The 24,094-nt window shown below is 68.3% G+C and carries 19 protein-coding genes; 9 read left to right on the top strand and 10 right to left on the bottom strand.

Going from position 1 to position 24,094, the window contains the following annotated elements; all coding sequences use genetic code 11:
- From ABD768_RS33180 to ABD768_RS33190, 3 genes are all read right to left on the bottom strand, one after another.
- Positions 1 to 246 (bottom strand): DUF222 domain-containing protein (locus tag ABD768_RS33180; RefSeq protein ID WP_344847425.1); only part of this gene is annotated, 246 nt, incomplete at its 3' end.
- Positions 247 to 790: 544 nt separating this feature from the next.
- On the bottom strand, positions 791 to 1,585 hold the full coding sequence (locus tag ABD768_RS33185; RefSeq protein ID WP_344847435.1) for a response regulator transcription factor: 795 nt from the start codon (positions 1,583 to 1,585) through the stop codon (positions 791 to 793).
- Positions 1,582 to 3,555 carry a sensor histidine kinase gene (locus ABD768_RS33190; protein ID WP_344847437.1) on the bottom strand — a complete coding sequence of 658 codons (1,974 nt, stop codon included), beginning with the start codon at positions 3,553 to 3,555 and terminating at the stop codon, positions 1,582 to 1,584. Before ABD768_RS33190 ends, ABD768_RS33185 begins: the two co-directional genes overlap by 4 nt.
- A 158-nt stretch (positions 3,556 to 3,713) precedes the next feature.
- On the opposite strand from ABD768_RS33190, the gene ABD768_RS33195 reads away from it, so the two are divergent.
- Positions 3,714 to 4,421: a hypothetical protein gene (locus tag ABD768_RS33195; protein ID WP_344847440.1), complete on the top strand. Its 708-nt coding sequence runs from the start codon at positions 3,714 to 3,716 to the stop codon at positions 4,419 to 4,421.
- Between the two features lie 80 nt (positions 4,422 to 4,501).
- The gene (locus tag ABD768_RS33200; protein ID WP_343968830.1) at positions 4,502 to 5,941 is read left to right on the top strand and encodes an Nramp family divalent metal transporter; all 1,440 of its coding nucleotides are present in this window, start codon (positions 4,502 to 4,504) and stop codon (positions 5,939 to 5,941) included.
- On the opposite strand, the gene ABD768_RS33205 is transcribed toward ABD768_RS33200, so the two are convergent.
- Genes ABD768_RS33205 through ABD768_RS33220 form a run of 4 tightly spaced genes read right to left on the bottom strand, consistent with a single transcriptional unit; the run spans position 5,925 to position 12,563 of the window.
- Positions 5,925 to 8,288 carry a helix-turn-helix domain-containing protein gene (locus ABD768_RS33205; RefSeq protein ID WP_344847445.1) on the bottom strand — a complete coding sequence of 788 codons (2,364 nt, stop codon included), beginning with the start codon at positions 8,286 to 8,288 and terminating at the stop codon, positions 5,925 to 5,927. The two genes, ABD768_RS33200 and ABD768_RS33205, sit on opposite strands and share 17 nt — an antisense overlap.
- A gap of 59 nt (positions 8,289 to 8,347) precedes the next feature.
- Positions 8,348 to 10,696: an ATP-binding protein gene (locus tag ABD768_RS33210; protein ID WP_344847447.1), complete on the bottom strand. Its 2,349-nt coding sequence runs from the start codon at positions 10,694 to 10,696 to the stop codon at positions 8,348 to 8,350.
- Positions 10,689 to 11,609 (bottom strand): SMP-30/gluconolactonase/LRE family protein, encoded by a 921-nt coding sequence (locus tag ABD768_RS33215; protein ID WP_343968835.1) that lies wholly within the window; start codon positions 11,607 to 11,609, stop codon positions 10,689 to 10,691. The genes ABD768_RS33210 and ABD768_RS33215 overlap by 8 nt, the downstream gene beginning before the upstream one ends.
- Positions 11,610 to 11,633: 24 nt before the next feature.
- Positions 11,634 to 12,563 carry an SMP-30/gluconolactonase/LRE family protein gene (locus ABD768_RS33220; RefSeq protein ID WP_344847449.1) on the bottom strand — a complete coding sequence of 310 codons (930 nt, stop codon included), beginning with the start codon at positions 12,561 to 12,563 and terminating at the stop codon, positions 11,634 to 11,636.
- 54 nt (positions 12,564 to 12,617) lie between these two features.
- Between ABD768_RS33220 and ABD768_RS33225 the strand changes: the two genes are divergently transcribed.
- The 4 genes from ABD768_RS33225 (at position 12,618) to ABD768_RS33240 (ending at position 17,038) form a co-directional block, all read left to right on the top strand.
- Complete coding sequence (locus ABD768_RS33225) at positions 12,618 to 13,067, top strand: Lrp/AsnC family transcriptional regulator (RefSeq protein WP_344847451.1); 450 nt, start codon at positions 12,618 to 12,620, stop codon at positions 13,065 to 13,067.
- Between the two features lie 66 nt (positions 13,068 to 13,133).
- A complete protein-coding gene (locus tag ABD768_RS33230; protein WP_344847453.1) occupies positions 13,134 to 14,909 on the top strand; it encodes an acetyl/propionyl/methylcrotonyl-CoA carboxylase subunit alpha in 1,776 nt (591 codons plus the stop codon).
- 71 nt (positions 14,910 to 14,980) lie between these two features.
- Positions 14,981 to 15,877 carry a peptidylprolyl isomerase gene (locus ABD768_RS33235; RefSeq protein WP_343968843.1) on the top strand — a complete coding sequence of 299 codons (897 nt, stop codon included), beginning with the start codon at positions 14,981 to 14,983 and terminating at the stop codon, positions 15,875 to 15,877.
- Between the two features lie 96 nt (positions 15,878 to 15,973).
- The gene (locus ABD768_RS33240; RefSeq protein WP_343968845.1) at positions 15,974 to 17,038 is read left to right on the top strand and encodes a hypothetical protein; all 1,065 of its coding nucleotides are present in this window, start codon (positions 15,974 to 15,976) and stop codon (positions 17,036 to 17,038) included.
- A 63-nt stretch (positions 17,039 to 17,101) separates the two neighbouring features.
- Here the strand turns inward: ABD768_RS33240 and ABD768_RS33245 are convergent, their stop codons facing one another.
- The 3 genes from ABD768_RS33245 to ABD768_RS33255 form a co-directional block, all read right to left on the bottom strand.
- Positions 17,102 to 18,283, bottom strand: a complete 1,182-nt coding sequence (locus ABD768_RS33245; RefSeq protein WP_344847455.1) for a glycoside hydrolase family 76 protein — start codon at positions 18,281 to 18,283, stop codon at positions 17,102 to 17,104.
- Between the two features lie 85 nt (positions 18,284 to 18,368).
- Positions 18,369 to 19,574, bottom strand: coding sequence for a SpoIID/LytB domain-containing protein (locus ABD768_RS33250; protein WP_344847474.1), 1,206 nt, complete (start codon positions 19,572 to 19,574; stop codon positions 18,369 to 18,371).
- Positions 19,571 to 21,178, bottom strand: coding sequence for an N-acetylmuramoyl-L-alanine amidase (locus ABD768_RS33255; RefSeq protein ID WP_344847476.1), 1,608 nt, complete (start codon positions 21,176 to 21,178; stop codon positions 19,571 to 19,573). Before ABD768_RS33255 ends, ABD768_RS33250 begins: the two co-directional genes overlap by 4 nt.
- 168 nt (positions 21,179 to 21,346) lie before the next feature.
- Between ABD768_RS33255 and ABD768_RS33260 the strand changes: the two genes are divergently transcribed.
- From ABD768_RS33260 to ABD768_RS33270, 3 genes are all read left to right on the top strand, one after another.
- A complete protein-coding gene (locus tag ABD768_RS33260) occupies positions 21,347 to 21,829 on the top strand; it encodes a winged helix-turn-helix transcriptional regulator (RefSeq protein ID WP_343968852.1) in 483 nt (160 codons plus the stop codon).
- Between the two features lie 98 nt (positions 21,830 to 21,927).
- Positions 21,928 to 22,773, top strand: a complete 846-nt coding sequence (locus ABD768_RS33265; RefSeq protein WP_344847478.1) for a hypothetical protein — start codon at positions 21,928 to 21,930, stop codon at positions 22,771 to 22,773.
- Positions 22,774 to 23,764: 991 nt separating this feature from the next.
- Positions 23,765 to 24,094 (top strand): hydrogenase maturation nickel metallochaperone HypA/HybF, encoded by a 330-nt coding sequence (locus ABD768_RS33270; RefSeq protein ID WP_344847482.1) that lies wholly within the window; start codon positions 23,765 to 23,767, stop codon positions 24,092 to 24,094.

Below are 24,094 nucleotides of genomic sequence, written 5' to 3' on the forward strand. Positions count from 1 at the left end.
CGGGTGTTTCGGGAGTGCGAGGGCCAGGCGGACGCGGCGGCGGGCCTCGGCGGGGTCGAGGCGGTAGCGTTTCTCGAGCAGCCGGGCGGTGTCGTGGGCGCCGATCTCCTCGGCGTACCTGATTTCGTCCAGGCGGCGGATGACCTGGTGGCGGCGGGCCAGCAACTCTTCGATCGTGGCCTCGATGACGTCGGCGTCGGACAGCAGCTCGTCGCCGCTCATCAACTCCACCGCCCGGTCATCCATACCGGTAACGTTAGACGAGTCCGTCGACAGTTTCGGGGGCGGAAAGCCCTTATCCACAAGGTGAATTCCTCACCACTTCACATCGACCAAGTACCTGTAGGTTGTTTGAAGGGCGGGCCTCGTTCGGCGTTCGCGCCAGCGGCTACGCCATCGAGTTCGACAGCGGCCGACCCTATGCTGCCTCTCACTTTGGCGCCCTTGCCGCCCAGCAACCCGACCTTCACCCTCGCACCGAGTGAACCACAGCAGCAGCCGGGCCTTGCCTGTAGCCCTTGCCTGTAGTCCTTCTCTCCACACCTGCCGCTCCTGGCACTGGCTAAACGACAGCGGCAACCAGGACTCTCTGTAACTCTTCTCTGTAACTCTTCTCTGTAACTCTTCTCTGTAACTCTTCTCTGTAGCTCTTCTCGCCTGGAAGCCCGGCACCGGGTGGACCACAGCGGCAGCCGGGACGGTCTGTTGCTCTTGGCTGTTGCTCTTGGCTGTTGCTCTTGGCTGTTGCTCTTGGCTGTTGCTCTTGGCTGTTGCTCTTGGCTGTTGATCTTTAGGAGTCGCCGAGGCCGGCGGAGCGGGCTCGGATTATGGCTTCGGGGCGGGTTGCTACCTGGAGTTTGGCGAAGATGTTGGTGATGTGGTTGCCGACTGTGGCTGGGGCCAGGGATAGGCGGTGGGCTATGGCTGCGTTGCCCAGGCCGGTGGCGATGAGGTCTAGGACTTCGCGTTCGCGGGGGGTCAGCTCGGGGAAGGCGGGTTGGTCGGGGCGGGGGCCGGAGAGGTAGGCGAGGGCTCGGCGGGCTACGCCGGGGCCGAAGATTGCTTCGCCGGCGGCGACGGCGGTGATTGCGCGGATCACGTTGTCGGGGGCGGCGCCCTTCAGGACGTAGCCGCGGGCGCCGGCTCGCATCGCGGCGAAGACTGATTCGTCGTCGTCGAACATGGTCAGCATGAGGACCGCGACCTCGGGTGCCACCTTCGCGATCTCGCGGGTCGCCTCGATCCCGCCGAGGTCAGGCATCTGGATGTCCATCACCAGTACGTCGGGGCGCAACGTCACCGCTGAGCGCACGGCCTCGGCGCCGGTGGCCGCGGTGCCGACGAGGTCGAAGCCGGCATGGGCCGACAGCAAAGCGCCCAGTCCTTCGCGGACGATGCCGTGATCGTCCGCGACCACGATCCGCAGGTCAGCCGAGGCACGCCTCCGCGGATCACCGGAGGCACCGATCCGCGGATCAGCCGAGACACCAATCTGCGGATCAACCGAGACACCGATCCGCGGATCAGCCGAGGTGCCGATCCGCAGGTCGGCGGAGGTACCGTCTCCAGCCGCGGGTCCATTCATCGACGAGCTCCTTCCAACGGCAGTACGACGTCGACACGGCAACCGGTTCGGTCGTACCGGATCTCGCATCGCCCACCCAGTTCGCTGGCCCGCTCGCTCATCGAGGTGAGCCCGACGCCCGCCTTCCACTCTGGGCCTGCGTTCACCCCGTTGTCGAGTACGCCGAGCCGCAACACATCCGTCTCCACGCTCAGCCGAACCGCCGCCGTCGTAGCCGTCGAATGCCGGATCACGTTCGTGAGCGCCTCCGTCGCGATCCGATAAGCCGCAACCTCCACCGCAGCAGGCAACTCCGCCAGCGTCGCCGGCGCATCCACGGTCACCGTCAACGCGCCGCCATCGCCCCGACGCGACGCCATCGCCGCATACTCACGCAACGCCCCCAACAACCCAAGCCCATCCAGCGCAGGCGGCCGCAACTCGTAGACCAACCGGCGAATCTCCTCCACCGCCCCGATCGCCTGATCCCGCAACTCTGCGAGCAACGTCGCCGACCGCTCCGGCTCAGCCTCGATCAACCGCCGCGCCGCATCCGCATTCAGCACCACCGCGGTCAGTACCGGCCCCAGCCCGTCATGCAGGTCCCGCCGAATCCGCCGCCGCTCCTCCTCCCGCCCACTGATGATCCGTTCCCTGGAGTCGCGCAGATCATCAGCCAGCCCTCGAGCCTGTACCGCGACCGCCAACGGCGCCGCAAGCAACGACAGCACCTCCGAGTCAGCCGCATTCACCCGCGACTCCCCCGACCGCAGCCCCACCACAAGCTCCCCCAACCGCTCCGAACCGGAACGCAACGAGATCGCATGCCGAGCCGCCGGCAGTTCGCCGTACGCCGCAATCTCCTTGCCCTCGACAACGATCGTGGCGGCCGGGAAGCGCATCACCCGGCAGAGCGCGGCCAGTACGCCGGTGAGCCCCGACCCCATCTGCGCCCCCACCTCCGCCATCGCCCGCACCGGATCCCGCCGCGCACCGTAGAACGCCCGGTGAATCACCCCCTGCAACCAGACCCGCACCGGGTTGAACGCCAACGCGATCACCAACGTCGCCAGCACCGATGCGTTGCGATCGAGCAACGCGATCAGCCCGAAGTACGCGGCGACAACCCCACCGACCAGGATCAGGTAGAGCAACGACCGCGACACCACCAGCCGGATGTCGAGCAACTGGTGACGCAACACGGCAACAGCGACGGCCAACGGAATCAGCAGCAGCGGCAGCACACCGAGCACCAGGGACTCGCCCGACACCAGGTTCTCCAGCCCGAAGCACGCCACGATGACCAGCAGGGCGAGCAGCAGCCACAACACCTGCCCGCGGACCTGATCCGACCCACCCCGATACCGCAGTACGACCGCCACCAACGCCGCGACGAAGCTGACCAGCAACCCAGCACTGCTGATCGCGCCAATGGCATCGACCGCGGCAAACCCAGTCCAGTGCGGATACCCCGGAATGCCGACCTCGGCCGACAACCCACCCTTGCGATCCAGTACGCCGGTTGCCGTCCACAACACCGCATTGACCACCAACCCGACGACCAGCCAGCGCCAGCGACGCGAGAGCAACCGCCCATCCGGGAACACCACGAGCGTCAGCGGAATGAACAAAGCCAGCGCCGGAGCCCAACCCCCGTTCGTCACCGTCGCAACCAGCCGCCACCCCACCGTCGGCTCACCCAGCCACGCAAGGAGCGACAGCCCGGTCGCAGTCGAGGCGTAACAACAGCCGCCCACCAGCAACGACCACCCGATGGGGTTCGCCGGCCGGTAGTACGCGATCGGCCAGCCGGCGAAGGCCAGCGAAAGACCGATCGCCGCATTCGAGACGACGAACAAGTCGGTCAACTCAGACCAGCTCAAGGACGAGGCAGGCGCCGCCACAGCCGTGACAACGGCCTCGAGCAGCGCGACGGCGAGCAACACCCAGGCCACCCAGGCCCAGGCCGCCGGCCGCCGTCTCTCGCTCATCTACTCATCATCAGGCCGCCGGCCCCCGATCGAGTAGGGGCCTGCCCCCAGGCGACCCAGGAACCTTTCCGGCCCGTACTACGACCCGCGCACCTGCCGACCAGGGGCGAGCCGACCCGACGCTGAGGCCATCAACCTCGGCCCTTAGGGAGCACGACATGTCACAACTCACCACCCCAGCAAGCAACAAGACAGTCAGAACGCCCCGCGACGTCCGCGGCTTCTGGCGGGTACTCCTCGCCGTGGTCGCACCGCTGCCGATGCTGTTCATGGGCATCTACTACCTGATCAGCCCGGTCGACGGCGACGCTCCCTTCGCCGAGACCGTCGCGGCCACCGCGGCCGACCCAGGCAGGTTCGAGCTGATGCAGTGGCTCCAGGTGCCGTTCTTCCTCCTGATCCCGGCGATGTTCGCTGCCGCCTGGGTCTCCCGGCGTACGGCGCCGCGGTTGGCCACCGCCGGCGGACTGCTCGCCGTCGGCGGGATGAGCGCCGGCTTCTTCCTGCTCGACGGAGTCGTCACGCCGACGTACCTGGTCGTGCACGACGGGCTGGACGCGTCGGCGGTGGAGAAGTTCGCGGACGCCGTCGAGAAGCAGTCGACCGTACAGATCGGCAGCCTGCTCTTCATCCTCGCTGTCACCTTCGGGCTGCTGCTGCTCGGGATCGCCTTGTGGCGCAGCAAGGTGGCACCCGCCTGGATGGGCATCGCGCTAGCCTTCGGTGGCTTTACCCACCCGTTCATGCCGGGCCACCTCGCCGCCGGTGCCGGCCTCGTCATCGCCGCCATCGGGTTCGCCGGTGCGTCGTACGCGCTGCTGCACTCCGCCAACGACAACTTCGATCTACCTCCGTTGCAGAGGTAGGCAGTGTCGGGTCGCCTGTGGCTCGGGAGTTGGTTAGTGTCCGGAGTCTGTGGGGGGTCGAGGAAGAGGTGAGGAGCCCGATGGCAGACACCAAGTCCGTAGACCAGAACAGATTCAACCTGCCGACCAAGAACCTGCCCGCGCCACAGGTCCGCGACCTGCCCGAGCCGCCCAGCCAGACCTGGCGGATCGTCGGGCCCGGCATGGTCGGGGCCGGGGTCGGTCTCGCGTCCGGGGAGTTCATCCTCTGGCCCTACATCTCGTCGCAGGTCGGGCTGGTGTTCCTCTGGGGCGCCGTCGTCGGCGTCGCGATCCAGTGGTTCCTGAACATGGAGATCGAGCGGTACACGCTGGCCACTGGTGAGACAGCGTTGACCGGCTTCAACCGCTACGGCAAGCACTGGGGCCTGTTCTTCGCCCTGATGACGTACTTCGCGAACCTCTGGCCGGGCTGGGCGACCAGCTCCGCGTCGATGCTCACGTACCTGTTCGGCGCCGGCGATCCACGCTGGATCGCGATCGGGATCCTGGTCGTGATCGGCCTGATCCTCACGCTGGCCCCGGTCGTCTACGTGATGCTGGAACGGCTGATCTTCGTCAAGATCGCGGCCGTCGCGCTGCTCGTCGTACTGGCCCTGATCTTCGCCATCCGGGCCAAGACGTACAACGCGCTCGGCGACGCGGTCACCCACCCGGAGTTCCCGGTCGGCACGCTGGGCTTCGCGTTGATGATGGGCGCGATCGCGTACGCCGGGGCCGGCGGCGGGCAGAACCTGTGCCAGAGCAACTGGATCCGCGACAAGGGCTTCGGGATGGGCGTCCACGTCCCCCGGCTCACCTCGCCCGTCACCGGTGAGAAGGAGGCCGACCCGAACGCCAACGGCTACACCTTCCCGCCGGACGCCGAAAACCTGGCCCGCTGGCGGCGCTGGTGGAAGTTCACCAACCTCGAGCAGGCGCTGACGTTCGTGCTGATCACCGTGCTGACGATCGTCTTCACCTCGATGCTGGCGCACGCCACCTTGTTCGGGAACCCGGCGGTGCAGAACAAGATCAGCTTCCTCAAGATCGAGGGCGTCACCCTGCAGTCCCTGGTGGGCGGCTGGTTCGGCTACCTGTTCTGGGCGATCGGCGCGTTCTCCCTGTTCGCCGCGGCGGCCGGCATCGTCGACTACACCTCGCGACTCGCCTCGGACATGATCAAGGCCCGGTACCTGCGTACGTCGACCGTCACCGAGTCCAAGCTGTACTTCTGGCTGGTCTGGGGACTGGTTGCCTTCGGCATCATCGTCCTGCTGGCCGGCCTCGATCAGCCGCTCGTCCTGCTCGTCATCTCGGCCTGCACCGCCGGCACGATGATGTTCGTGTACTCCGGGCTGCTCTGGTGGATGAACTCCCGCGCCCTCCCGCGCGCCATCCGGATCAGCCGGTTGCGCACCGCAGTACTGGCCTTCTCCTTCCTGGCCTTCGGTTTCCTCGCGGTCTTCACGATCATCGACCAACTCAAGAAGAACTTCTGACCTGCTCCAGCAACTCCCGTACTTCACCCGCCTGCGGCAGACCGTAGCGGGCGCAGATGTCGATGGCAGTGGTCCACTCGACCTGTGCCCGCTCCGGGCTGCCAAGGGCCGCGTAGGCGCGACCCAGGTGCTGGCGGACGAGGACCTCCAGCGACTGGTTCTCGAAGCGCTCGGCGATCTCGAGACCCTCCAGCAAGTGGTCCAACGCCGGCTCGCCCCGGCCGAGATCCAGCTCCGCCATCGCTTGCTGGATCTGGGTCTCGGCGAGCCTGAGCTCGGCGCCCCGGCCCCGGTTGTACTCCGCGACCTCCGCCAGCACTGTCAAGGCGAGCTCGGGCCGGCCGGTCTCGCGGTACGACCTGCCGATGTGCAGCAGCAGCCAATGATGCTGGCTCTCGATCTTCGACGCCCGGGCGAGGTCCGCCGTCCGGCGGAACTCCTCGTCCTGTTCCTCGCTCCGGCCGAGCCGCCCGAAGATCGTCCCCAGCGTCAGGTGCGCCTCAGGCTCCCCTCGTTCGTCCTCGCGCTCGATCGTCATCGCCAGCGCCTCGCGGGCCCACTCCAGGCCGTCCTCGGGGCGACCGGACTTCTGCAGGCAGTCGGCCAGGTTCAGCAGGCAGAACTGCCGGTGCTCCGGGTACTCCGCGGTCTTCGGCGCGGAGATCGACGCGGCGAACTGCTCGGCGGCGGCCGGGAAATCCTCCAGCATCGCATACGCCATGCCCAGCTCGAAGGGCGCGAACGCCCCCGCGAACGGATCGCCGACCGACCGCTCGGCCTCGACCGCGAGCAGTCCGAGATCACGCCAGTCGTGATGGCGCAGCCGCCCGACCAGTCCTGGACTCACGCCCGACAGGAGTCTGGCGACCAGGCGCCTGACCTCGATCGGTCCGGTGACGGCCCGGCGCGCGGCGGCCAGCACGTTGTGGCGCTCCGCGTCCAGCCAGGCCTCGACATCGGCCTTCTCGCCGATGTCCCGGGCCGCCGACAGCCATTCCTCCTGTAACCAGTCACCACTCATCTGGCCCAGTCCGAAGGACGAGCGGTACCTCCAGCCCGTCCCGACGTAGAGGTCCAGCACCCGCAGTCGCGCCGCGAACCGATCGCCCTCGTCGAGTTGCTGTTCGACGAGCTCTTGCGCGACCACCCGGACCAGGTCGTGCAGGCGGTAGCGGCCCGGCTCTGCGGCCTCCAGAAGGTGGATGTCGACGAGCCGCTCCAACAGCTGCTCGACCTCTCGTTCGGGCCGGTCAGCGAGCCCCGAGACCACGAACAGGTCGACATCGGGGCCTTCGGACAGCCCGAGCAGCGGGAACAGCGCGACGGCCTCGCGGTCCGCCGCCGCAGGGTCGTTCAAGGACAGGCCGATGGTGGCCCGGACGCTGAGGTTCTCGTCGGCCAGGACGTCCAGCCGGCTCCGCTCGTCGGCCAGCCGGTCCCGCAGATCGGCGACGCTCCAGTCGGGCCGGGCGGCCAGCCGCGCACCCGCGATCCGCAGTGCCAGCGGCAGGCCGCCACACTGCCGGATCACCGCTGCCGTCGCGTCCGGGTCCGACGCCAGCCGCTCCTTGCCGGCCGTTGCCTCCAGCAACTTCAACGCGTCGTCGTCGGGCAGTACCTCGAGCTCCAGGTGGAACGCCCCGGGCAGACCGGTCAGCAGCCGCCGGCTGGTGATCATCACCGCGCTGTCACCAGTGCCCGGAACCAGCGCCTCGACCTGCGACTGGCCGGCCGCGTTGTCGAGGATCAGCAGCATCTTGCGGCCCGCGATCGCCGAGCGGTACCGGGCCGTCGCCTCGGCCAGCGACTCCGGGATCAGGTTCGCCGGGGTGCCGAGCCGGCGCAGCAGGATGCCGAGCGCCTCAAGGGTCTCCATCGGCTCGGCCGCGCCGAATCCGCGCAGATCCAGATAGAAGTGGCCATCCGGATAGGCCGTGGTCACCGCGTGGGCGGCGTGCACCGCGAGCGCGGTCTTGCCGACCCCACCCATTCCGGCGATCGCCGAGATCACCACCGCCCGGCTGTTCTCGGGCATCCTGGTCAGCCTGCCGGTGAGGTCCTCGAACTGCGAACTCCGGCCGATGAAGTCGACCAGATCGTCCGGCAACTGGTTCGCGCCACGGGCCTTGGGGCGGGCAGCAGCTTCGGTCAGCTGGGCGACCTCGGCTTCGGACAGCCCGAGAGCCGCCGCGAGCGCCTCGATCGTGGTCGTCCGTGGATAGCGTCGCCGGCCACCTTCGAGCGTCCGGACGGCTTCGACACTGACACCGGCCTTGTCGGCCAGCGCTTCCTGAGTCAGCGCGGCCGCGCGGCGGAAGCCTCGGAGTACAGAGGCGAACTCGGGCATCAGGCGGCGGCCGACTGGGCGGCGGGCGAAGTCATGCGCCAAATCGTAGGCGGGCCGCGTCAGTCCTCGTGCAGCAGTCCAGCGACCTCGTCCACTCTCGGCGCGCCGTGCCGGATCAGAAGCGTGAGCGCGGCCTGCCATTGCGCGCGGGCCTCGTCCGACCGCCCGGCCTCCTGCAGAGCATGCCCGAGCTGCTCCCGCACCCGCGCCTCGGACTGCCACGTGCCGCGGGTCAGGCCCAGGGCTCCGAGCAGATGTTCTTCAGCACGGTCGAGGACTCCTAGTGCCAGCTCGGCCCGGCCGAGGCCTTCGAGGGCGTCCGCGATCTCGAAGGGCAAGCCGTTCGAGATCGCGGTGGTGTGGCATCGGCGGAAGTACCTGAGCGACTCGCCGGGCCGGCCGGCTTCGCGGTACGAGGTCCCGACCATGACCAGGATCCAATGGCGTTCGAGCTGGGTACCGACGCGGGCCATCAACTCGAGGGCACGGCGGAACTCCTCGTCCTGGGCCTCGGGCCGGCCTTGCTTGCCCGCCGCGATGCCGAGCATCAGCCGGCCTTCGGCCTCAGCGCCCTCGTTGCCGTGCCGTAGCGCCTCGGCGATGCCGCGGTCAACCGACGCGATCCCCTCGTCCACCCGGTCGACTTCCATCAGGTAGGCACCGAGATAGACGTGGGCGAACGGGTGCTGCCGCTTGCAGGCGATCAGCTCCGGGGTCGCGAGGGCGGCCGTCATCTGCTCGACCGCCAACGGGTAGAGACCGGCTCCGTCACACTGCACGGCGAGTTCGAAGTGCAGGATGGCGATCGCGGCCCGGTCACCGACCGACTGCTCCGTGTCCAGCGCGATCCTGCACAGCGCCACGCCATCGGACGAGCGGCGCCGCAAGGAAAGGTACTCCAGGTAGCCGATGGTGAGCCTGCTGACCATGGCCCGCTCAGCCGCCGTTCCGTCCGCCGCCCGGCGAATCGCGGCGATGATCTCCTCGATCTCCTCGCCGAACCAGGCATGGAACTCTTCCTGCGTCAGGTCCTCCGCCCCTGCCGTCCACCTGGCATCGCGCCATGACTCCGTCAGCCAGCCGTGCGTGTCCGGCAGCCGGCTGCGCCACGCCGCCGCGAGATAGAGCCGCAGGACCCGCAGCCGGGCGGCCTCCCGAGCCGGCTCGTCGGTCAGTTCGGCGGTGGTCTCCTGGACGAAGCTGCGGATCAGGTCGTGCATCCGGTAGCGGCCGGGCAACAGCGAATCCAGCAGGTGCAGGTCGACCAGCCGCTCCAGCCGGTCCTCGGCCTCGGCGACGGGGAGGTCGAGCAGAGCGGCGGCGACCCGGACATCGAGCTCGTCGCCCTCATGGAGACCGAGCAACCGGAACCCGGCCGCCGCCTCGGCATCCCGCTCGGTCGCAGCGGCCAGCGAGAACTCGATACTGGCCCGGACGTCGAGGTCGGCCACCGACAGTTCGTCCAGCCGGCGCCGGCTGTTCTCCAGCCGCCGGCTGAGATCGGCGGCGGTCCACGACGGTTCGTCGGCGAGCCGGGCGCCCGCGATCCGCAAGGCCAGCGGGAGACCGCCACAGAGCCGGACGATCGACAGCGCCGCGGCCGGATCGGCGCTGATCCGATCGCCACCGACGACCAGGGCCAGCAGCTGCAGAGCGTCCTGGTCCGGCAATGCGTCCAAGGTCACCCGGGTGATCCCGGGCAGTGCGCCCAGGTTCCGCCGGCTGGTGATCAGCACCGCGCAGGTCGATGCTCCAGGCAACAAAGGTGCGACCTGCGCCGCATCGGCGGCGTTGTCGAGAAGGACCAGCACCCGCCGGCCGGCCAGCGCGGAGCGATAGCGGGAGGCCGCCTCGTCGATATCGTGCGGATCGGCCGGCGCTCCCACCCCGAGGCTCTCCATCAGCCGGCCCAGGGCTTCTTCGACCGGCATCGGGTGGCCCGGACCGAAACCCCGCAGGTTCAGGTACAACTGCCCGTCCGGGTACCAGTCGGCCAGTCGATGAGCGACGTGCACGGCGAGAGTCGTCTTGCCGATGCCACCCATCCCGGCGACCGCGGACGCCAGGACGACGCCCGGACGGGGCTCCTGAGCCCTGAACACCTTCTCCAGCTCGGCGACCTGCAGTTCACGGCCCGAGAAGTCGAGCAGGTCGTCGGGCAGCTGGCGGATCTCCTGGGGTTGCGACGCGGGCCGGCCACCGGCCGCGGCCAGCTCGGCGCGTTCGGCGCCGGTCAGCCCGAGCCCGCGCGCCAGCGACTCCAGCGTGGCCGATCGGGGCTGACGACGCCGCCCTGCCTCCAGCGCCTTGACGGCCTCGACGCTGAGTCCGGCAGCCGCTGCCAGTCCCTCCTGCGACAGCCCGACGGCCTTGCGGAAACTTCGCAGTACCGGGCCGAAGTCAGCCATCGTACGGCTGGCGGCCGCCGTTCACTGTGGTGAAGAGGGAGTAGAGGGAGGTGGTGGCGGTCAGGAAGAGGCGGTTGCGTTTGGGGCCGCCGAAGCAGAGGTTGGAGACGGTCTCGGGGACCAGGAGCTTGCCGAGCAGCGTCGCGTCCGGGTGGTAGATGTGGACGCCGTCGGCGGCCGCACCCCAGACCCGGCCTTCGCTGTCGAGCCGGATGCCGTCGAAGGCGCCGTTGCCGCACTCGGCGAACAGCTCGCCGCCGCGCAGCTTGTCGCCCTCGACCGTGAAGACGCGGATGGTCGCTTCCTCGGTGTCGGTGACGTAGAGCAGGCTGCCGTCGTTGGAGAAGGCCAGGCCGTTCGGGCGGTTGAAGTCATCGGCGACCACCGTCAGCGCGCCATCGGGGCCAACGCGATAGACGTGACATCCACCGACCTCGATCGAGCCCTTGTGGCCTTCGTAGTCGCTGTCGATCCCGTACGCCGGATCCGTGAACCAGACCGCTCCGTCCGGGCTCACCACGACGTCGTTCGGGCTGTTCAGCCGCCCACCGTTGTAGCCGTCGGCAAGCACCCGGACCGAGCCGTCGTGCTCGGTCCGGGTCACCCTCCGGTTGCCGTGCTCGCAGCTGACCAGCCGGCCCTGCTCGTCGAGCGTGTGCCCGTTGGTGTTCCCGGCCGGCTCGCGGAACACCGACACCTGGTACGACGTCTCGTCCCAGCGCAGGATCCGGTCGCTCGGGATGTCGCTCCACAACACGTACCGACCGGCCGCCGAGTAGACCGGCCCCTCCAGCCACCGCCCGCCGGTCCACAGCCGCTCCAGATGCGAGTCACCCCGGATCCCGGCGAAGCGATCATCCAGCCTCACCCATTCAGCGGGGACGGTACCGGCCAACGGCTCGAGCAGGGGCATTGCAGCTCCTCAGGTAGGACGTTGTCACTCGCGATCGTACGGCTGCGGCGCTCCGTCCGTGGTGAGTAGCCAGGAGTAGACCGAGGTGGTTGCCGTGACGAACAACCTGTTGCGCTTCGGACCGCCGAAGCAGAGATTGGAGACGACATCGGGGAAGAGCAGCTTGCCGAGCAGGGTGCCGTCCGGGTCGAAGCAGTGGACACCCTCGTGGGTCGCCGCCCAGATCCGGCCGTCGGCGTCCAGCCGGATGCCGTCGAACATACCCGCTTCGCACGGTACGAAGACCTCTCCGCCGACCAGCCGGTCGTCCTTCACCTCGAACCGCCGGATGTGCTTGGCCGGGGTGTCCACGACGTACAACCGGGACTCGTCGAGCGAGAAGGCCAGCCCGTTCGGCCGGGTGAAATCGTCCGCGACGACGGTCAGTTCACCGGCCGGGCTCAGCCGGTAGACGTTGCAGGTGGGGAGCTCCTGCTGGGCGGCGTGGCCCTCGTAGTTCGAGGTGATCCCGTACGGCGGGTCGGTGAACCAGATCGAACCGTCGCGCCGGACCACCACATCGTTCGGGCTGTTCAGCCGCAGCCCGTCGAGGTGCGAGGCGAGCACCGTCACCGAGCCGTCGAACTCGGTCCGGGTGACCCGGCGGCTGCCCTGCTCGCAGCTGATCAGCCGCCCTTGGCCGTCGAGCGTGTTGCCATTCGTGTAGCCGGCCGGCTGGCGGAAGACCGAGACCGCGCCGGACAGCTCGTCCCAGCGGAGCATCCGGTCGTTGGGGATGTCGCTGAAGACGAGACTGCGCCAGGCCGGGACGTAGACGGGGCCCTCCAGCCAGCGGCCGCCGTCGTAGAGGCGCTCGATGTAGTCGTCGCCACGCGCCACCAGTGCGAACCGCACGTCCAGCGTCACCAGCTCGGCCCGCGATCGGGCCGGTGTGTCAGTCAGCGTGATCGTCATGATCCGAATGATATCCTTGCGATCATCTGATAGACCAGATGAGATTCGGGGATCATGACCATAGACCAGACAGATCGAGAGCTGCTTGCCCTCTTGCAGGAGGACGCGACCCAGTCGTACGCCGTCCTGGGGCAGGCCGTCGGCCTGTCGGCGGGGGCGGCGCACGAGCGGGTTCGCAAGTTGCGGGCGGCCGGCGTGATCCGGCGTACGACGATCGAGGTGGACCCGGCGGCGCTCGGCAACGGCGTACTGGCCTATGTCCTGCTCGACACGGATGCCTGGATGGGCGACGCGCCGACGGTCGAGGCCCTCAAGGGCATCGCCGCCGTCGAGGAGGCGCACATCATCGCCGGGCCCGCCTCCGTGCTGGTCAAAGTCCGCACCGGCAGCACCGAGGCGCTCCAGGCGACCCTGCGCGCGCTCCACCAGGTGGACGGCGTGACCAGCACTCAGACAGTCGTCGTGCTGGAGTCCTTCTTCGAGCGGCCACCGGCGGTGATGTGACATAGAACCTGTCACCCTCCTGGCCTGGTTGACCCTAGACTCAGCCGGGCCGAAGGGAGTTCAGCTGTGTCTGACAGCAAGCGCATCACCAAGGTCCTGGTCGCGAACCGTGGAGAGATCGCCGTCCGGGTCGTCCGGGCCGCGGCCGACTCCGGTCTGGGCAGCGTCGCCGTGTACGCCGAGCCCGACCGCGACGCCCTGTTCGTCCGGCTCGCCGACGAGGCGTACTCGCTGGACGGCGCGACGCCGGCCGACTCCTACCTGAACATCGCCAAAATCCTCGACGTCGCGGCCCGCTCCGGCGCGGACGCGGTGCACCCTGGCTACGGCTTCCTGGCCGAGAACGCGCAGTTCGCGCAGGCCGTGATCGACGCTGGCCTGATCTGGATCGGCCCGCCGCCGCTGGCCATCGACTCCCTCGGGGACAAGGTGAAGGCGCGGCACATCGCCGAGAAGGTCGGCGCCCCGCAGGTTCCCGGTACGCCGAACCCGGTGGACGGCGCGGACGAGGTGGTGGCCTTCGCAACGGAGTACGGGCTGCCGATCGCGATCAAGGCGGCGTACGGCGGCGGCGGTCGCGGCATGAAGGTCGCGCGCACGATGGAAGAGATCCCGGAGCTGTTCGAGTCCGCGACCCGCGAGGCGATCAGCGCCTTCGGCCGCGGCGAGTGCTTCGTCGAGCGCTACCTGGACAAGCCGCGGCACGTCGAGACGCAGTGCCTGGCCGATGCCCATGGCAACGTCGTGGTGGTCTCCACCCGCGACTGCTCACTGCAGCGCCGGTACCAGAAGCTGGTCGAGGAGGCGCCCGCGCCGTTCATCTCGGCCGAGCAGCTCGAGACGCTCTACACGTCGTCGAAGGCGATCCTGCGCGAGGCCGGCTACGTCGGCGCCGGCACGTGTGAGTTCCTGATCGGCCAGGACGGGCTGATCTCCTTCCTTGAGGTCAACACGCGGCTGCAGGTCGAGCACCCGGTCAGCGAAGAGGTCACCGGGCTCGACCTGGTCCGGGAGATGTTCCGGATCGCCGACGGCGAAGAGCTCGGCTACGACGACCCGGAGATCTCCGGTCACTCGATCGAGTTCCGGATCAACGCCGAGGACCCGGGCCGTGGCTTCCTGCCCGCGCCGGGCACGCTGACCAAGTGGCACGCGCCGTCCGGACCGGGCATCCGGCTCGACGGTGGGTACGACCAGGGTGAGACCGTCCCTGGCGCGTTCGACTCGCTGGTGGCCAAGCTGATCGTGACCGGCCGCGACCGGACCCAGGCGCTCGAACGGTCCCGCCGCGCGCTGAAGGAGTTCGTCGTCGAGGGGATGCCGAGCGCCATCCCGTTCCACGCGGCCGTGGTGAGCGACCCGGCGTTCGTCGGCACCGACGGCTTCAAGGTGCACACCCGCTGGATCGAGACCGAGTTCGACAACCAGATCCCGCCGTACGACGGAGCCGCCGACGTGGCCGAGCCGGTCGAGCGCGAGAAGGTCACCGTCGAGGTGGGCGGCAAGCGGCTCGAGGTCGTGCTGCCGGCCGGTCTCGGCGCGTCGGCCGCTGCCGGTGGTACCGGCGCTTCGAAGAAGAAGCCGTCGCGGCGCGCCGGTGGCAGCGGCAAGGGCGCAGCCGCCTCGGGCGACTCCCTGACCTCGCCGATGCAGGGCACCATCGTCAAGATCGCCGTCGAGGAAGGCGCGACGGTGGCCGTCGGCGACCTGATCGTCGTCCTGGAAGCCATGAAGATGGAGCAGCCCCTCAACGCCCACAAGGCCGGTACGATCACGGGTCTGTCGGCCGAGGTCGGCGCGACGGTGGCAGCCGGTGCGGCTATCTGCGAAATCAAGGACTGAAAACACAGCCGTTTCTCAGCATTTACCGGTAGCTTCCCTCCAGGATTGCCGCGAGGTGAGGAGAACTCTGCATGTCCAGGAAGACCCACGAGCATCAGTTGGCTCAGCGCAAGGCGCAGCGGTTGGCCGAGCGGCAGGCTGAGCGCGCCCGGCAGCGGCGGATGCTGATCATCACCATCACCTCGATCGTCGCGGTGGTCGTGGTGATCGCCGGCGTGTTCGTGGTCGTCGCCAAGAACACCGGCAAGGACGACACTCCCGCGGCAGCCGGCACGCCGTCGGCGAACCCGTCCGACCAGCCCTCGGCGCAGACGACGCCCGGCCCGGAGAACAAGCCGAAGTCGATCCCGACCGCGCTGGCGCCCGCGCCGAAGCGGGCCACGCCGCTCGCGGCCGAGGTGAACTGCAGCTACCCGAAGACCCCGAACGAGCCGGCCAGCCGGAAGGTGAACCCGCCGTCGGACGGCAAGGTGAAGGCCAGCGGTACCTCGCCCGTCACCCTCACCACGTCGGTCGGCGACATCCACCTGACCCTGGACAGCGCCCTGGCGCCCTGCACCGTGAAGAGCTTCCTCAGCCTGGTCGGCCAGAAGTACTTCGACAACACCAGCTGCCACCGGCTCACCGTCGGCGACGGCCTGCAGGTGCTGCAGTGCGGCGACCCGACCGGCACCGGCAGCGGCGGCCCCGGGTACAGCTTCAACGACGAGGTGTACCCGACGCTGAAGTACGGCCGCGGCATCCTCGCGATGGCCAACCGCGACAAGAACACCAACGGCAGTCAGTTCTTCATCGTCTACGGCAACGCCGAACTGCCGCCGTCGTACAACGCCTTCGGTACCGTCGACAAGGCCGGCCTGGAGGTCATCGACAAGGTCGCCCGCGGCGGTGTGATCCCGCAGGGCGGGCCGACCGACGGCAAGCCCGCCATCCCGGTCGAGATCAAGACGGCGACCGCCGCCAGCTAGCACTATTGCAGCATCCTGCAACAGTCTGTACCTGACTGATCAACAGTCTGTAGCGTTCACGACACGGTATCCCGCCCCGATACGTGAGGAATCATCGTGAGCAAACAGAACAGGATCAGCCGGCGTTTCGTCCTGAGCGCGGTCGCGCTCGCCGTCGTCGGGGGTTCGGTCGGCCTGACCCAACCGGTCACAGCCGCACCGGCCCCCGAGGCGTCGACGAGCGCCTACATCTACCCGGTACTCCCGGGCACCGACGCGTGGAAGAAGCTGGCCACCCACGACGACATGCTGCGCGTGACGCAGGTCCCGGCCACTGCCCTGGCGGGGATGTCGACCGCCGCGCTGGTCGACACCGTGCTGCGCTACCCGCTCTACGACGACATGCTGGCCTTCGACGACCTGCAAAAGGGCTTCGAGAAGATGTCGGCCGGCTTCGACGGCTTCTCCGCTCTGGCCGCCCGCCCGGACGCCGGTGCCGCGCTGCTGCAGCGGTACGAGTCGATGAGCCCGGCGATCGCCGAGAAGAGCACTCTGCTGGAGCAGGGCCAGGCCGACGCGTCGTTCCGCCGGATCGAGACCCTGCTGACGCAGAGCAGCATCCGCAAGACGATGACCGCGAGCCAGCTCTCCCGGCTGGCCACCGTCGGCCAGTCGAAGCAGCTGGGCAAACAGGCCCGCGCGGACGTCTACGGCAAGGCGAGCAGCAGCCTGATCTTCACGCCGACGGACAACAACACCACCATCTACACGCCGCGCGGCAGCGCGGTGGCGGCCATCAACATGACGACCGAGCTCACCTCGGCCCAGATCACCTCGAACAACAACTACGTGGCCAGCAACTACCCGAACGCCACCCGGCTGCGGAACTCGAGCCGGAGGTACAACTGCCACTCGTACGCCTGGTACGACCAGGGCACCGGGAACACCAAGTGGATCAACAGCCCCGGTGACGACAAGTTCTGGACCGACGGCAGCTACATCCCGAACTCCAACGTCGGGCAGGGCGGCCGCAAGGTCTCGTACCGCAACGACGACCACTCCGCCATCACGGTGAACGCGACCGTCTTCGACTCGAAGTGGGGCCAGCTCCCCCTGATGCGGCACAACTACAACTACACGCCGTACAACTCGTCCGCGCTCTACTACTACAGCCGCGCCTAGCCCGCCCGGGCCTCCCCGATCACGATCACGATGTCGATCTCGGGGAGGTCCGAGCTCGGTCAGCTAGGCCAGCTCGTCGTACTTGCTGCGCGGCCAGGCCAGCAAGGCGTCGATCTGGACCATGGCGGACTGCTCGAGCAGCAGTACCGGCCCGTCGGCGAAGTGGAAGAGGCCCGTGGCAGGATCGCGGGTCTCTTTCCATGCCCGGCCGGAGTAGTCCTGCGCGACCTTGGTGTAGGCGCGGTCGTGCGAGACCGAGTCCAGGATCAACAAGTTCTTGAAGTAGATCGCGTTGAACCGGGTCGGCTGCTTCCAGAGCCGGTCCTCGGCCGCATAGAACGCCAGGGACGCCTTCGCCAGCGCCTTGGCGTCGGTGAGGTATTTCTTGTCGTGAGTCGCCTTGTACAGCAGGGCTCCCGCGCCGAGCATGACGCCCTGGTTGTAGCTCCACTGGGTCTTCTCGACGTTGCCGGCCAGGTCGATGTGGTCCCAGTACAGACCGTTCGGCGCGAGCATGCAGGTCTGCGCCCAGGCGTACATCCGCTTCGCCGAGGTCAGGTACGCCTGGTCGCGCGTCAGCAGATACAGGTGCGCACCGAGTTCGGCGCCCGGACCGTTGGAGATGGTGTTGCGGTCCTGGCTCCAGGGCGCCTGGGTCCAGAACGTCCCGCCCGCGCAGGGATGCGACGGGTCCGTGTCCCAGCCATGCTCGACGAGCGCGAAGATCTCCTTCGCCCGGGCGAGCGACGAGCGGTCACCAGTCCGCTGGTAGTGCTGGATCAGGTTGAGGCCGATCCACTCGTTGTCGTCGTAGAACTTGTCACCACCCTGGCCGAGCGGCGGCCGGACGTACGAGTCGTAGCCCTTCGGCGTGGTCGTCGCGTTCCAGTACGGCTGGTACCCGGCCAGCCGGCGGGTGGCTTCGCGGTCAGCCTTGCGACCCGCGCCGGGGATGCCGGCCAGGTTCTCCGCGGCGACGGCTGCCTGCGAGTACGGCCAGACGTAGGAGTACGGGTTCTGCTGGGTGTTCGGGTACTCCTCCAGCAGCAGCCCTTCGTTGCCGGTGTCGAAGTACTTGTTCAGGGCCTCGTACGACGCCTGCGCCTTGGCCGCGGCTGAATGCGGCCCGCCGGTCACGTCGTCGACCTTCGCGGTGGCCGCTGGGGTGTGCAGCGCGGCGAGCATCCCCACCGCGAGCACTCCCCCGGCGATCCGTTGAGTTGATATACCAAATTTTCTGCGCATCGACCTGCTCCTCCTGGGGCGGCAGCGATTGACATCGATGTCACGTTCTAGCTGGCCAAGGGATTCGCCGTCAATGGCTCGCGAATCATGGCTCAGTTGGCATATCAAGTACGAGCGGCTGGACCCCGGCGAAGGCGAACCAGGCCGAGCGCATGTGCAGCCGGATCCTGACCTGGTCGCCGGTGAGCACGACCTTGCCCTTCGACCCGACCGCCTCGACCGTTAGCACCCGGCCGCCGGACGGTCCGATCCCTGTTCGGCGTACGACGCGCAGACTGCGGAGCGTGCCGACGCCGAAGGTGCTCTGGAGCTGCGAGCTGGTCCGCGTGACCGTCCAGGTGACGTTCGGATTCTTGTTGCCTGGGTAGCTGTCCCAGCTGTCGGCCTTCATCACTTGGTATGCCACCGGGCCGTCGGCCGTCGCGCCACCGTTGGACGACGAGAACTCGGCCATGATCGGCTTGCCCTTGTAGAGGCGGACCTGCCCAGCCGTTGCGGCGATGGCCGCGTTGGTCGTCTTCTCCTCGTCGTTGTACCCGCCGTAGACCTGACAGGCGGTGGTGTCGCACAGGTCGTACGCCCGCTTGGTGGACCGGTTGCGATGGAAGACCGAATAGGTGCGCGCGGCAACAGCCTGCACCTGGAGCGCGGCCGGCTTCCACGTCGTCACGGCCTCGCGCGGGACGACTCCCCGCAGATACAGCTCCAGCGGCAGCTCGTTGATGGTGTCGAAGTGTGCTCCGGAGAGGTCAGCGGGCCTGAGGACACCGCGATACCCGACCACCTTGCCGCTGGGCAGGATCAGCGAGATGACGGCCGGGCCTTCGAACTGGCCGATCCCGGTCAGCGTCTTCCAGAGCGTCCACTTCTTGGTCTTGCTGTTGTACGAGCTGACCTTCGCGCCGTGCTCGCCATTCGGGTCGATCGACCACTGATTGCGAGTCGATGCCTTGGGCAACGTATAGACCTTGCCGGTCTTCAGGTCGCGGAGGCGGAGCTTATTGACGGCGGCGATCCGTACGCCATCCGTGGTGTCGGCGCGGAGTTGGATCCGGATGTTGCCGGTCGCCTTGCCCACCGTCGTACCGGGGTAGTAGAAGTCCAGGATCGTCTTGGCGGACCGGCCCGCCAGGGCGGCGCCCTGAGCCCCGTACTGCGACATGCCACGGCCGTGGCCGAATCCCCGACCCGTGATCGTCTGCACCGCCTCCGGCTCGGGCGGCGGGACGGCCACAGCCGTTGCGCTCAGCAACGTGGAGCCGGCGATCAGGGCGACGAAGACACGTTTCATGAGATGAAGACCTTGCGCTCATGGTTGTTGTAGGTGAGCCAGCCGTGCTGGAACCTCTGCCGCAGGCCGCCCTTGATCCGGTACATGTCCGTGGTGGGCAGCCCGAGTCGCGAGCGCTCCGCACCGAGTGCGGCGTACTTGCGGTGGATCATCCCGGCGACCGGGCGCATCCCGGTCCGCTTCGACCAGTACAGGCCGCCGTTCTGGAAGCTCTGCACCTTGCTGTTGCCGGCGCGGCCGAGGCGGTACTCGCTCGTCGGCTGCTTCAGGACGCCGTCCGGGCCGCCGAGTTGGCGGTAGCGGGTCCGGAACAGGCTGCGAACCGAGTGCGCTCCGGTCTTGGGCGACCAGTAGATGTCGCGCGCTTTGAAGTAGGTGGCCCGGCCGGTCCTGGTGCGATGCTCGCCCCAGAATGGTTGCCCGGTCACCCTGAATCCGCCGAGCTTCACGGCGTACCGGTAGATCTCGGTGGAGACTCCTCGGCTCATCAGGGTGAGGATTCGCTGCTTCAGCCAGGGAAGTCTGGCGTAGAGGTTCTTGCCGGGGCAGGCGGTCGCCTTGGTGTCGCGGTGGCCGGACACCGTGTGCAGCTTGCTGCCGTCGAGCACGATCGTTGCCGTCGGCGACCGGTAGTTGGCGTCCATCTTCCAGGCGATGATGCGGGCGGTCGTCTCCAGCATCGGGGCCGGCGGCGCGACCTGGTCGAAGTTGCCGATCAGCGAGACGCCGAACGAGTTGGCGTTGAACGAGCCGGTATGGGCGCCGAGGACGGGCAGTTGCGCACCGCCGTACCGGCCCTCGAAGGCACGGCCGAAGCGGTCGACGAGGAAGTTGTAGCCGAGATCGCACCAGCCACGGCTCCTCACGTGGTACGCGTACATGCTGCGGACCATCGCGGGGACCTGCGCACGGGTGTAGTTGTTGCGGTCGGCGGTGTGGTGGACGAAGGCGGCCTGGACGGTGCCGGTGTACTTCGGCTTGATGCAGGACTTGCCGTTGAGGGCGCGGAGTCGCTCGTCGGCGCCCCAGCCGCGGCGGGTCACCATCAGGGGCATCGGGTAGGGCGCTTTGGCGGTGTTGGTCTGGATCGGATCCTGAGTTGTTGCCGGATCGTCGTCGGTCGCGCGGATGCCCGGGTTGACGAGGGCGACCTTCGCGTCGGTGATCTTCGTACCGTCCGTGGTGGTCAGGGAGGTCTGGATGCCGTTCGCGGTGCCGACCCAGTAGGGCTCGGTGCCGGAGCGTTCGCTGCCTTCCGTCGTACCGGTCGCCGGGCCGTGGTCGTCCTCCACTTTGAGGGTTTCCCATGCTTCCCAGCTGCCGTTGCGCAGGATCCGCACCTTGACCTGCACCGGCGCGGAGTTCTTGCGGTAGGGCCAGGTGACGCCGACCAGGCCGAAGGGCTTGGTCTCCTGCGCGGCGGCGGTCGCGTACTGACCGCTTTGCTGCAAGGGGATCTCGACGTAGTCGGGGTCGATCGTCGGCCGCTGGGTCTGCTCAGCTTGCTCGGTGGCGGCTTGGCCGGGGGTGTGCGCGAGCGGTACGAACAGGGCCAGGCCAGTCACCGCGGTCAGCGCCAGTCGGGGTGAGAAGGTCTTGCTCATCGGACAGCCTTCTGCTAGACGGGACAGCAGTAATCGATTATGCGCACTGCGTGAGCGCTCGCCCGGCATTTTCGTCACCCTGCGTGGCGTCGAGTCTTGATTGCTAGGATGACTTCTGAAATCGAAGTGACATCGCATCGGCATGGCCGGCGGAATGAGGTGGGCGTGATGGCGGGTGCCAACCGGTTCCGGGACGAGGACCTGTCCTGCCCGTTGTCGACGACGGTGCGGCACGTCGGCGAGTGGTGGACGCTGCTGATCCTGCACGACGCCTTCGACGGGTACACCCGGTTCGACGAGTTCCAGCGCAATCTGAAGATCTCGTCGAGCATGCTGACGACCCGGCTGAAGAGTCTGGTCGACGACGGGCTGCTGGAGCGTACGAAGTACCAGGACAAACCGCCGCGGTACGAGTACGTGCTGACGCCGCTGGGGCGGTCGCTGCGGCCGGTCATCATCACGCTCGCCGCGTGGGGCAACGAGCGGCTGGCCACCTCTGAGCGATCGATGATTCTGGTCGACGCAGGCACCGGCGAGGAGGTCGAGCCGGTCGTGGTGGACCGGTCGACCGGGCGGCGGATCGACGGGCCGGACTTCGTCTTCACCGCCGGACCCGCTGCCTCGGAAGCGATGCGCCGACGCTATTCCTGAGCCTGATTTGCGTTGATTTTCAGGAGATTCTCAGGAGATTTCGGTCGGATTCGACCGCCCGGTAGGCTCGACGCAACACCAGTCGAGGAAGGCCCGACATGTTCACAGTCATCTTGCTGATCGCGCTCGTCGTGATCGGCGTCCTGGCGTACCGTTCCTACCAGCGAACTCAGCTGCAGAACAGGAAGCAGCACGAGATCACCGCGGCCGAGCTCGAGTCGGTGAAGAAGACCGCCGACGAGGACATCACCCGGTTCGGCGAGGAGCTGCAGGATCTCGACCTGGACATGGTCGGCAAGGACCTCGGCGACGGCGCCCGGCAGGACTACCAGCGCGCGCTCGACTCCTACGAGTCGGCCAAGCAGGCGGTCGAGCAGGTCACCGAGGCCGAGCAGATCAAGCACGTGATCGAGATCCTCGAGGACGGCCGGTACGCCGCTGCCTGCGTCCGCGCCCGGGTCAACGGCGAGCCGCTCCCGCAGCGCCGCCCGTCCTGCTTCTTCAACCCCCAGCACGGCCCCTCGGTCGTCGACGTCATGTGGTCGCCCCCCGGCGGCGCCCCGCGTGAGGTCCCCGCCTGCGCCGCCGACGCCGAGCGCGTCCGGGCCGGCGCCGAGCCCGACGTCCGCAAGGTCATGGTCGGCCCGCAGCGCGTCCCGTACTGGGAAGCCGGCCCGGCCTACTCCCCTTACGCCCAAGGCATGTTCGGCGGCCTCGGCGGCGTGATGACCGGCATGTTCCTCGGCACCATGCTCGGCGGCATGTTCGCCGGCGGCGGCTACGGCGACTACGCAGCCGGCTACGACGCCGGCATGTCCGACGGCGGCGGTGACGGCGGCGGCGACAACGGCGACTTCAACTTCGGCGACAACCCCGGCGGCGACGGCGGAGGCGACGGCGGCGGCTGGGACTTCGGCGGCGGCGACTTCGGCGGCGACTTCTGATCTGACTGCACCACCGACCACCGGACGCCCCAGGCGTCCGGTGGTTTTTCTATCCCACGCAACTCCTCTGCCCAGCTCCCGCCCACCAGTTCGCTCTCCTGCACCGAATGCTCCGAATGCTCCGGCGGAAACCCTCCTCAGCACCTGGACGGCCCGGGAGACCGGCACGCCATTGAACCCCCGGCCGTACACCCCCGTCGCCCGACTCCACCCCGGGTCAGCGTCGTGGTTGATGCACTGGCTGTCCGCCCGCTACCACCACCGGCCACCCGCTACCACCGGCCACCCGCCACCACCCACAGCTCCCGCATGCCACCCAGACTCGCCGAGGTAGGCGCTTCAGGGCGAGTTGATGTGTCGTTGCGATCCGGCCGTTGCTGCGAGCAACCGAATCCGCCCCCACTGCCCCCACCGTCTGCAACCAGTCCCAGCGGCCCAGCGTCCTAACGGGCTAACGGGCCACCGGCCCACCGGCCCGCGGGATGACTGCCGGCCCACCGGCCGCGGGATGACTGCCGCTTGTCCGGTCCCCGCGGTTGGGGAGGGATTTCTCCGACGTTGCGGAGATTTTTCGCCCCTATCGGGGGTACGAGACTCCCCAACCCTCCACCACCGATCCAGGTGGCCGGGACGGTGGGGCAAATGGGGTTGCCCGAGCGGCCGGACGAGGAGCTGGGGTCGACTGGGAGGTGCTCCCGGCGGTCTTCGGGCAGTTGGCGAAGCCAGATCGCGCCTGGTGGGACGAGTTGCCGGCGATCGGCGTACTGACGTTGATGCTCGGCGGCGACTCCGCCGGCCCGGTACCACAGGACAAGCTGACCCAGGTGGCCGCGCGGATCCCGACAGCGCATCTCGGGACGATCGAGGTGCCGGCGCCCCACCCAGCGGATGCCGCCGACATCGCCGCTGTCGGCGGGCGGCTCGACGCACCTTGGGCAGCCGGCTGTTCACCGTCTTGCGGGGGTCGGCGGGCCGGCCTAGCGTCGGGAGGGTGCATGAGCTCGCCATTACGGAGAGCGTGGTCGATGCGATCGTCGAGAAGGTCGGCGACGGACCGGTTGTCGCGGTGCGCCTGGAGATCGGGAAGTTGTCGGGGCTGGTGGCCGATTCGGTCCGGTTCTGCTTCGAGATCGTGGCGGCCGGTACCGGGCTGGAGGATGCGCGGCTGGACATCGACGAGCCTCCTGGGCGGGCGTACTGTCGAACGTGCGGTGAGGAGTTCGCCCTCGACGAGCCGATCATGCTGTGCCCGTGTGGCAGTGCGGATCTCGACGTTCTCAGTGGCCGGCAGCTGAGAATCATCTCGGTGGAGGTGCGTTGA

The organism is Kribbella ginsengisoli (assembly GCF_039537185.1).
Lineage (GTDB): Bacteria > Actinomycetota > Actinomycetes > Propionibacteriales > Kribbellaceae > Kribbella > Kribbella koreensis.